This window comes from Lentzea kristufekii (assembly GCF_033949925.1).
Classification (GTDB): Bacteria; Actinomycetota; Actinomycetes; order Mycobacteriales; family Pseudonocardiaceae; genus Lentzea; species Lentzea kristufekii.
Map to the genome: position 1 here is coordinate 83,514 of NZ_JAXAVV010000007.1, position 10,582 is coordinate 94,095.

7 protein-coding genes are annotated in these 10,582 nt (G+C 70.2%); 3 read left to right on the forward strand and 4 right to left on the reverse strand.

Going from position 1 to position 10,582, the window contains the following annotated elements; translation table 11 throughout:
• Positions 1–37 precede the first annotated feature (37 nt).
• Positions 38–1,066, reverse strand: a complete 1,029-nt coding sequence (locus tag SK571_RS16315) for an ABC transporter permease (RefSeq protein WP_319984928.1) — start codon at positions 1,064–1,066, stop codon at positions 38–40.
• Entirely contained in the window at positions 1,063–2,586 is a 1,524-nt protein-coding gene (locus tag SK571_RS16320) for a sugar ABC transporter ATP-binding protein (protein ID WP_406601990.1), read from the reverse strand. The genes SK571_RS16315 and SK571_RS16320 overlap by 4 nt, the downstream gene beginning before the upstream one ends.
• 186 nt (positions 2,587–2,772) lie before the next feature.
• Between SK571_RS16320 and SK571_RS16325 the strand changes: the two genes are divergently transcribed.
• On the forward strand, positions 2,773–4,227 hold the full coding sequence (locus SK571_RS16325) for a deoxyguanosinetriphosphate triphosphohydrolase family protein (protein ID WP_319984930.1): 1,455 nt from the start codon (positions 2,773–2,775) through the stop codon (positions 4,225–4,227).
• A 66-nt stretch (positions 4,228–4,293) separates the two neighbouring features.
• Positions 4,294–5,565 carry a hypothetical protein gene (locus tag SK571_RS16330; protein WP_319984931.1) on the forward strand — a complete coding sequence of 424 codons (1,272 nt, stop codon included), beginning with the start codon at positions 4,294–4,296 and terminating at the stop codon, positions 5,563–5,565.
• Positions 5,566–5,587: 22 nt separating this feature from the next.
• On the opposite strand, the gene SK571_RS16335 is transcribed toward SK571_RS16330, so the two are convergent.
• Together SK571_RS16335 and SK571_RS16340 are read right to left on the reverse strand one after the other, a co-directional pair.
• Positions 5,588–6,394: an endonuclease/exonuclease/phosphatase family protein gene (locus tag SK571_RS16335; RefSeq protein ID WP_319984932.1), complete on the reverse strand. Its 807-nt coding sequence runs from the start codon at positions 6,392–6,394 to the stop codon at positions 5,588–5,590.
• A 60-nt stretch (positions 6,395–6,454) separates the two neighbouring features.
• Positions 6,455–7,615 carry a beta-ketoacyl synthase N-terminal-like domain-containing protein gene (locus SK571_RS16340; protein WP_319984933.1) on the reverse strand — a complete coding sequence of 387 codons (1,161 nt, stop codon included), beginning with the start codon at positions 7,613–7,615 and terminating at the stop codon, positions 6,455–6,457.
• Between the two features lie 236 nt (positions 7,616–7,851).
• Here SK571_RS16340 and SK571_RS16345 point away from each other — a divergent pair, with 236 nt between their 5' ends.
• On the forward strand, positions 7,852–10,557 hold the full coding sequence (locus SK571_RS16345) for a sensor domain-containing protein (protein ID WP_319984934.1): 2,706 nt from the start codon (positions 7,852–7,854) through the stop codon (positions 10,555–10,557).
• Positions 10,558–10,582 lie beyond the last annotated feature (25 nt).

A 10,582-nucleotide genomic window follows, 5' to 3' on the forward strand; every position in this document is an offset into this window, starting at 1 on the left:
TCTATCTCCTCGGAGTGCGGCGGTGGTGGTGGCGGCCTCAAGCGCCGCTGCGTCGGGCGAGCCGCTGCTGGAGGAGGACGGCGACCACGATGATCGCGCCCTTCGCGACGGCCTGGGCGGAGATGGAGAGGTTGTTGAGGGTGAAGACGTTCGACAGCGTGGTGAAGATCAGGACGCCGAAGACGGTGCCGGCGATCGTGCCGCGGCCACCGGAGAGCAGGGTGCCGCCGATGACGACCGCGGCGATCGCGTCGAGCTCGTACAAGCCGCCGTGGGTTGCGCTGCCGGTCGTGGTGCGGGCGATGAGCATGACGGCGGCGAGGCCGCAGCACAGGCCGAGCAGCGAGTAGAGCATCACGGTGTGGCGCCGCACGTCGATGCCGGCCAGCCGGGCCGCCTCCGGGTTGCCGCCGACGGCGAACGTCCGCCGCCCGAACGTGGTGCGGTTGAGCAGTACCCACCCGGCCACGGCGACCAGTGCGAAGATCAGCACGAGCACCGGTGTCCCGAGCACCGACGCGTCGAAGAAGGCGGCGAAGCCCGGCACGTTCACGATCTGCGTCTTGCGGTTGGAGATGATCTCGGCGAGACCGCGGGCGGCGGCCAGGCTCGCCAGCGTCGCGATGAACGCCACGACCCGGCCGTAGGCGATGAGCGCGCCGTTGACCAGTCCGCACGCACCGCCCACCAGCAACGCGGTGAACACCATGACGATCCAGTGCGTGTCGTTCGCGATCCCTTGCGTGGCAAGGGTTGTCGCCCACACCGAGGAGAGCGCGACGATCGCGCCCACCGACAGGTCGATGCCGCCGCCGGTGATCACGAACGTCATGCCGATGCTGACGACGCCGATCACCGCCGCGAGCCGCAGGATGGTGAGCACGTTGTCGATGTCGGCGAACCGGTCGCCCGCGGTGACCACACCGCCGATGCACAACAGGACCAGTGCGACCACGAGACCGGTGTTGCGGCCTGCCGGGGAGCCGAGCAGCGCCGTGATGCCGGACTCCTTGGCGACCGGGGGCGTCTGCTGCTGCGTGGGCACGGCGGCGGTGTCCTCGCTCATGCGGGCTGTCCTTCCATGACCAGGTCGAGGACCCGGGACTCGTCGATCTCGTCGGCCGGGCCGTCGTGCACCACCCGGCCCTCGCGCACCACCAGGACCCGGTCGGCCAGGCCCAGCACCTCCTCGACGTCGCTGGAGACGACGACCACGGCGACACCGGAGTCGGCCAGCTGACGGACGAGCTCGTAGATCTCGCTGCGCGCCCCCACGTCCACGCCGCGGGTGGGTTCGTCCAGCAGCAGCACCCGGCACTCCCGCAGCAACCACCGCGCGAGCACGACCTTCTGCTGGTTGCCTCCGGAAAGTCCGCGCACCACGCGGTCGACGCCGGCCGGCCGGACGTCCAGCGCCTCGGTCAGCTGGCTCGAGCGGACCCGTTCGGCGCGGTCGTCCAGGAACCCGAACTTCGCGAACGACGACATCGACGAGACGGTGATGTTGCGGTACACGGCCTGGTCCAGCAGCAGCCCCTGGCTCTTGCGCTCCTCGGGGCACAACCCCATTCCCGCGCGCACGGCGGCGCCGACGCTTCCTCGTCGCAGGCGCCTGCCGTCGACCTCCACGGTGCCCTCGGCCGCCTTGCGCGCGCCGTAGACGGTCTCCAGGATCTCCGAGCGTCCGGATCCCACGAGACCGGCGAGCCCGACCACCTCACCGGCGCGGACCGTGAGGTCCACGCCGGCGAAGCGGTCGCCGTCGGCCAGTCCGCGCACCACCAGCACCTCGGGTGCGGCCGGGTCGAGAGGTGACCGCTGCGGGTACACGTTGTCCAGCACCCGCCCGGTCATCAACGAGATCAGCTCCGAGGTCTTCACCTCACGGGCGGGCAGACCCGTCGCGACCGTGCGGCCGTCCTTGAGAACGGTCACCCGGTCGCCGATCTCCCTGATCTCGGCCAGCCGGTGCGAGATGTAGATCACCGCCACCCCCTGGGCGGTGAGCTCCCTGATGACACCGAACAGGACCCGCACCTCGTCCGGGTCCAGCACGGCCGACGGCTCGTCCATGATCAGCAGCTGCCCGTCCAGCGACAGCGCACGGGCCATGCTGACGACCTGCTGGTGCGCCACCGACAACCGGCCGACGTCACGGTCGGGCGAGATGTCCCTGTGCCCCAGACGATCGAGCAGCGCACGCGTTCTGCGGCGCGCCTCCGCCCGCCGGCTGAAGCCCGCTGTGGACAGTTCGTGGCCGAGGAACACGTTGTCCGCCACGGACAACCCGGCCACGAGGTCGAGCTCCTGGTAGATGGCGGCCACACCGCTGCGCATCGCGGCCGTCGGGTCGCCGAACTCCACGACCTCGCCCCGCCAGCGGATCTCGCCCTCGTCGGGACGGTGCGCACCGGACAGCACCTTGATCAGCGTCGACTTGCCCGCGCCGTTCTGCCCGAGCAGGCAGTGGACCTCCCCCGCGCGGACGTCGAAGTCCACACCTCCCAGCGCGGTCACGCCGGGAAAGCGCTTCACCAGCCCCTGCACGGACAGCAGCGCGTTCGCACGCGCGGGCGAGCTCACCATCGAGTCCTCCGGGGCTCCGGCAACCGTTGTGCCAGAAGGGAATTCGGCCTTACCGGAAATGACGCTAATGAGACGCCGCACCTGCGGCAAGGTGGTCGGGGTGGCACATATCGGCCAACTTTTCCCTTGACCGGAGCATCCACAACCGGTCGACAACCGGTCAACCACGGCACGTCACCATGCGCCATGACCAAGGACGACGGGCACCGTCCCGAACACGAACTGGTACGACTGACCAGCGGAGACCCCCGCCGCCACGCCAGGCTGGTCGTGCCCCGGCACGCCAGGGGCGCCCAGGACACGCGCTCCGAGGCGCGCCGCGACCGCGACCGGATCCTCTACTCGGTCGCCTGGCGCAGGCTCGGCGGTGTCACCCAGGTGGTGACGCCGTTCGAGGACATGGCCCTGATGCACAACAGGCTCACGCACTCCGAGAAGGTCGCCCAGGTGGCGCGCAGCATCGCCGAGCGCCTCCTGCACGACAAGCCGGCGCGTGAACTCGTCGTCCGGCTCGGCGGCATCGACGCGGACGTGGTCGAGGCAGCCGCACTCGCGCACGACCTCGGCCACCCGCCGTTCGGCCACATCGGCGAGATCACCCTCGACAAGGTGGCGCGCGGCCTGTTGCGGCTGCCGGACGGCTTCGAGGGCAACGCGCAGACGTTCCGCACCGTGCTGCTCGGCGAGACGCGCAGCAACGACTACCACGGCCTGAACCTCACCTGCGCCACGCTGGTCGCGATCGCCAAGTACCCCTGGCAGCGCGACCCGACCCTCAAGGACGACCACCGCGCCAAGCTGCGCAACGACGCGAACTACCGCAGGCGCTGGCGGAAGTTCAGCGTGTACCGGTCGGAGAAGGACGACTTCGACAAAGCGCGCGAGTTCATCGCGGACATCGAGGGGTTCCTCCCCGACACCCAGTCGCTCGAAGCGTCCATCATGGACGTGGCGGACGACATCACCTACGCGATCCACGACCTGGAGGACTTCTACCTCGCCGGCATCCTCGACGTCCGCGCGGTGCTCGACGAGTTGCGCCTCGACGAGGACGACGGCCTGCTCCGCAAGCTCCGGGACCGGCTCGGCATCGACTACCCCGACTACTTCAGCGAGGACCTCTTCGCCAAGGCGGTCAAGGTCGTCAAGGAGGAGCTCAAGGCCTCGTTCTCCGCGAAGAACGACGGCGGCGTCCAGACCGTCGGACGGGCCCGCTCCGCCGGGTCGAAACTGATCGGCAAGTACATCAACAGCGTCGAGATCAGCGACGACGTGTTCTGGACGCACGGCCCGTACATCGCGCTGGACGCGGAGGCGTGGCACGAGGTCCAGCTGCTCAAGGAGGTCACGAAGAACTTCGTCATCAAGCGGCCGGACATCGCTCTGCTGCAACGCGGCCAGCAGCGAATCCTGCGCGAGCTCGTCAAGTACCTCCTGCGGTGGAAGAACTCCAACGCCGACTTCAAACGCCTCCCGCGCAGGCTGCGCGACGAGATCACCACGTACGCGCCGAGCGGCGGCAACACCAACCGCTGCATCCTCGACTACCTCTGCACGCTGACCGACGGCCAGTGCTACGCGCTCTACTACAAGCTGTCCGGATCGCGACCCGCCGCATCCCCCATGGACCTCTTCCTGTGAGCCGATCGCCGTACGGCCGAACGGACTCCTGTCGCCGACGCCCGCCCGCAGGTAGCGTCCCCGGACATGAGACGACTGCTCAGCGTCGCGTTGTCGTTCCTCCTCGTGTCCGTCGTCGCGCAGCCGGCGGCGGCCACCGGCGGTGGCGATCAGCCGCTGCCCGGCTACACGATCGTCAACCCGCCTCTCGCCCCGGCACTGGTCGGTGGCAAGCCGGCGAAGGTCCTGCAGGGCGTGCACAGCCACGCCGGCTACATCATCGAGGTGCCGCCGCGCTGGAACGGGCGGCTCGCGATGTGGGCGCACGGTTATCGCGGTGACGGCAAGGTCCTCACCGTCGACGCTCCGCCGTTCGGACTACGGCAGCGCTGGCTCGACGAGGGCTACGCGTGGGCCGCGTCCTCCTACTACAGCAACGCCTACGACGTCCGGGCCGGTGTCACGACGACCCGTGAACTCGCCGCGTTGTTCGCGCGGAAGGTGCAGCGGCCGTCGAAGGTCTTCCTGGCCGGTGCGTCCATGGGCGGGCACGTCATCGCCCGTTCACTGGAGCAGTATCCGGGGTTCTACGCGGGTGCGCTGCCGATGTGCGGGGTGCTGGGCGACCACGAGCTGTTCGACTACTTCCTGAGCTACCACCTCGTCGCGCAGGCGTTGACCGGCATCAAGGCCTACCCGCTGCCGCCGGACTACGCGACCGTCGTGGTGCCCCGGATCAAGGAAGCGCTGGCCGGCCGCGACGACCAGTTCAAGGCCATCGTCGCCACCCTGTCCGGCGGTGCTCGGCCCGGCACCGAGGCGGCCTACGCCTACTGGAAGGACTTCCTGTTCGGGCTGGTCACCAACTCCTCCACCACCAGCCTCGCGGAGAACCCGCTGCAGATCGCCACGAACCTCACCACCCGCTACCGGCCCAACTCGCCGGTGGACGTCAACGCGGCCGTGCAACGGGTCCGGGCCGCCAACCCCGTCGCGCGCCACACGTGGGCCCTGACCCAGATCCCCGCCGTGCAGGGCCTGCCGAGTGCTCCCGTCGTGTCGCTGCACGGGATCGGCGACCTGTTCGTGCCGTTCTCGATGGAGCAGGACTACCGCGACGACGCCGCCCGCTTCGGCCGCACCCACCTGGTGGTGCAGCGCGCCATCCGCACGGTCGACCACTGCGAGTTCTCCCCCGCCGAGGCCGGGACCGCGTGGAGCGACCTGACCACGTGGGTGGACCGGGGCAAGCGGCCGGCCGGTGACGACGTGCGCCGGACGGACGATCCGCGGTTCGGATGCCGGTTCAGCGACCGGCAGGCCACCGGCGGCACCAGGGCGTTCTTCCCCGCCTGCTGAACGAGGTCCCGCCTGGCCGGGCTCAGGGCCTGGTCAGGCGGACCAGGAAGCCGGGGTGGTCGGTGTAGCGCATCGAGTACTTCTGCGTGCTGACGAACGTCAGGTCGTGGGAGAACACGACGTGCTGCACGCTGTTGTCGCCCTTGCGGACGTGGCCGGGCGGGACGCAGTTCTGGGCGTTCTCCGGGTCGGAGGTGTCGTACTCCAGGTTGAAGTCGCCGCCGACGACGGTCCTGCCGGTGAAGCCTTCCGCCGCCCTGATCTGCGGGATCACGTCGAACAGCAGGGACCGGCACTGGGCGAGCGCGACCGGTTCGCTCGACGCCGACAGGTGGGTCGTGCAGCCCAGGTGGTCACCGATCGCGTACACGCACGCGTACGTCCGCTGCTCGTTGCCGCTGTCCTGGCTGGTGTACCTGCCGGTCCACGTCTTCACGCCCTGGTAGTCCGCCGCCGCCACGCGACCGATCACCGCATTGCCGTAGTCCTGGCCGTTGGTGCACTTCACCGGCGTGCCGGTGTCCTTCCTCAGCGCGGGCGCGAAGAACTGGTAGACGCGGTCACCCGGCCAGGCCGTGACCATCGACGGGACGAGGCGGTCCGGCAGGTCGTTGCGGCAGATCTCGTTCAGCGTCACGAGGTCCGGTCGCAGGCGGACGATCAGGTCTCCGGCCTCGGTGACCGAACGGCCCTGCCGGTAGCAGCCGGCGATCCCGCTGTTGCACAGGTTCAGCTGGAGCTCCCAGAACCGTTCGGCCGCCGCAGCGCTCTGAGCAGGGACCACCACGCTCGCCAGCACCGCGAGTGCCGCCGTCATCAGCTTCCACATCAGGCCGACCGTAGGGACCACGGGGCCGCGGCGACACCCATTGCGGTAGAACGCAATGCCTCAGGCCGGTGGCGCCAGCACCACCACCGAGTTGTGGCCGCCCATGCCGAGCGACGACTTGATCGTGAGGCCGCCGCGCAACGGCGTCGGCCCGTCCAGCAGCCGGGGATGTGCCGGTGCGACGACCGGTGACGCCGGGATCGTCCCCGTGTCGTACGCCATCGCCGTCACCGCGACCTCGATCGCGGACGCCGCGCCCTGGCAGTGCCCGGTCAGCGGCTTCACGGAGTAGATCCCGGTGTCCGGGCCGAAGAGCTGGTCCAGCACCGCCGCTTCAGCGGTGTCGCACTGCGCCGTGCCCGGACCGTGGGCGTTCAAGTAGCGCACGTCGGCCGCGCTCACCCCGGCGTTGTCGAGTGCGTCGGTGAAGCACGCGGTGACCTGGTCGAGCCGCGGATCGATCGACGTCACGTGGTACGCGTCGTGAGACATCGCGCCACCGAGAGTGAGGGCGTAGGGGTTGACCGAGTTTCGCGAGAGGACGAACGCCACCGACGCCTCGCCCATCACGAACCCCCTGCTGCCCTCCTGGAACGGGCGGCACGCGTCGAGCGGCTCCGCGTCCACGATGGCCACTCCCAACCGGACGAAGTGGGAGACGTTCTCCGGGGTCAGAGACAGATCCGTTGCGACGAACACGACGTCGTCGACGATTCCCGCGTCCAGCCACGCTTTCGCCGTGATCAATCCGGCGTTGCCGGACGCGCACATCGCCGAGACGTTCATGGCGGGGCCGTGGAAACCGTATTCCTGCATGAACGTCGACATCGGCGTGGACGGCATCAACGCCAAGTAGTCGTGCACGGGTAACTCGCCACCGCGCGTGACGTAGAAGTCGCGCCACAGGTCCACCTCGCCCAGCACGACGGCGTGCAGCAGCCCGACCCTCCGACCGGGACGCCAGCCGCGAGCGCCCGCGTCGTCGATCGCCTCCCTGGCGGCGGCTCGCATGGCACGCGCGAAGCGGCTCGGCCCGTCGACCGGGTCACCGCCCTGCGCGACGTACGCGGCCCAGACCGTGTCGCCCGGGAACCGGTTCAGCTCCGGGACGATCGACGCGGCGGGTTTGCCGCTCATCAGTCCCTCCCAGAGCGACCGGCGGTTCCACCCGTACGCGCTGACCACGCCGATTCCGCAAATGCCCATGCTTTGCGCGACCATATCCAGCTCCCCCAGACTGAGGGCCGACACCTCTTCGGGGAAGGATAACGGTGTAAACCGGCTTGCGGAAAGGCGCTCAACCGTCCACAGTGGACTGTCAGAAGCGAACCCTGATCATCGGGCGGTCCCGGCGACCGGATATAACGGCTCACCATGTTCACGCCAGACGGATGCGGCTCTGGTCGAGTGTGTAGTAGGACTTCACAGTGCCAACACCCGGATCTGGGGGCCGAGACGTGAGCGGCCTGATCGGCGACGCCGGGTTCGATCAGGAACTGCTGGTCGAGCTCGCGCTCTCGGTCGGCGCCGCCGTCGTGTGGTGGCTGGACCTCGACGCCGGCGAGCTCGGCTGGATGCCCGGCCTCGACGCGGTCATCGGCGTGCCCGGCGCCGACGAGGAGACCGTGCGCGCCCGGCTGGCCGAGCTGACCGCACCGCTGAACGTGGCCACGAAGGCGGCGGCGTGGCAGGACTTCGAGCTGGAACAACCTCTCGAAACACCGATCGGAACGCGCTGGCTCCAGTTCCGCGCCCGCGTCTCGACCCACGGCCCGGCCCGCGCCCTGGTCGGCGTCGTCGCCGACGTGACCCGGCGGCACGTCCAGCAGCAGGAGCTCGCGGACCTCGCCGACCGCTACCGGCTGCTCGTGGACCTCGCCCCCGAGGCGATCGTGGTGCACGAGGCGGGCCTGCTGGTGTACGCGAACCCGGCGGCGGTCCAGTTCGTGCGGGCGCGGTCCGAGTCCGACGTGGTCGGGCGCCCGATCACCGACTTCGTGCACCCCGACTCGCAGCAGGACATGATGCAGCGGATCTCGAAGCTGACCGAGCCGGGCGCGACGAGCGACCCGGCCGACGCCGTGCTGGTCCGGTTCGACGGCGGCACCACCGACATCGAGTCGGTCTCCGTGCGCACGACGTGGGAGGGCCGGCCGGCGTTCCAGGTGATCATGCGGGACGTCACCGAGCAGAAGGCGGCCGCGGCGGTCCTGCGCTACCAGGCCGCCCTCGCCGCGCACGTCAGCGACGCGCTCATCGCGACCACCTCCGACGGCGTCGTGACCAGCTGGAACCGCAGCGCGGAGAACGTCTACGGCCGGCGCGCGGCCGAGGCGATCGGGCAGTCCATCGGTCAGGTGGTGGGGGCGCCGCTGGACCCGCTGGAGGTGCTGGAGGCCGGAGGCGTGGTGCACGCGGTGCACCGGCGCTCCGACGGCGGTGCGCTGGCGGTGCGGGTGTCGGTCGCCCGGATGGACGGCGGGTACGTGCTGATCTGCGCCGACGAGACCGCGCGCCGGCGGGCCGAGCACCACTTCACCTCGGTGGTCGCGGCCATCGAGGAGGGCGTGCTGGTCGTCGGGGCCACCGGCCTCGTCGAGTCCGTCAACCCCGCGGCCGAGCGGATCCTCGGCGTGCGCGCCCAGGAGGTGATCGGCCAGCCCGCGTCCCTGGCCGAGCTGTACGACGAGTCCGGGCAGCCGGTCCCGCACGCGCAGTACGCGTCGGCCATCACCCGCGCCACCGGCAAGGCTCAACACGGCCGGATCCTCCGTGCGCGGCGTCCCGACGGCAGCCACGTCTGGCTGTCGCTGAGCGCCCGCGCGCTGACCCAGGACGGGATGACGCCCTCGGCGACGGTCATCTCGTTCACCGACATCACCGAACGCCGCATGATCGACAGCCAGCTGGAGCACGAGGCGACGCACGACGCGTTGACGGGCCTGTGCAACCGCACGGTGACGATCAACCGCCTCAGCCCCGCCGCCAGGGCCCACCGGTCGGGGCTCACCGCAGTGCTGTTCATCGACCTGGACAAGTTCAAGGTCATCAACGACTCCCTCGGCCACAGCGCCGGTGACGAGGTGCTGCGGGTCGTCGGGTCGAGGCTGAGCCGCAGCTCCCGCCGCGGCGACGTCGTGGGCAGGCTCGGCGGCGACGAGTTCACCGTCATCGCCTACGGCGTGGCCGGCCCGGACGAGGCGACCTCCCTCGCCGACCACGTCCGCGCCGAGCTCAACCGGCCGATCTCCGTGGACGGCCGGCGGCTGCACGTCGACGCGAGCGTCGGCATCGTGCTGGCCGAACCGGGAGACCCGCGCGACGGCGCCGACCTGCTCCGCGACGCCGACCTCGCGATGTACCACGCGAAGACCAGGGGCCGGGGCCGCATCGCGTTCTTCGACGTCGAGCTGCGCGACCGCATCCAGCGCAGGCTGCAGCTGGAACAGGACCTCCGCACGGCGCCGCTGAGCGACGAGCTGTGGGTGGCCTACCAGCCGATCGTCGACCTCCGCACGGACGAGCGCACCGCCGTCGAGGGCCTCCTGCGCTGGACGCACCCGCGCTACGGCCTCATCTCCCCGGCGGAGTTCATCACCCTCGCCGAGGAGAGCGACCTGATCAACATCGTCGGCGCCCACATGCTGCACACCGCCACCCGTGAGATCGCCGACCTGGCACCGGGCCTGGAGCTGACGGTGAACCTGTCGGCCCGCCAGCTCGACGACCCGTGGCTGGTGTCCGCGATCCGGCACGCCACCCACAAGGCGGGGCTGGACCCCAGCTCGTTGTGCCTGGAGATCACCGAGAGCGCCCTGACCCGCGACCCGGCGCTCGCAGCCCGCACCCTCACGGCGTTGCGCGACCTGGGCGTGCGGCTGGCGATCGACGACTTCGGCACCGGCTACTCGTCACTCGCGCAGCTGCTCACCCTGCCGCTGGACACGCTCAAGATCGACCGTTCCTTCACGACGGGGCTGGGCCGGTCCGACGAGGCGGAGGCGATCGTCACGAGCATCATCGCCATGGCGCACGCGGTCGACATGACCGTGATCGCCGAGGGGGTGGAGCAGGTGGAGCAGCTGGAGATCCTGCGGACGCTCGGGTGCGACCAGGCGCAGGGGTTCCTGCTGGGCAGGCCGGTACCGCTGGCCGACCTGTGAGCCACGGCCCGCCGGTGTGGTTCAC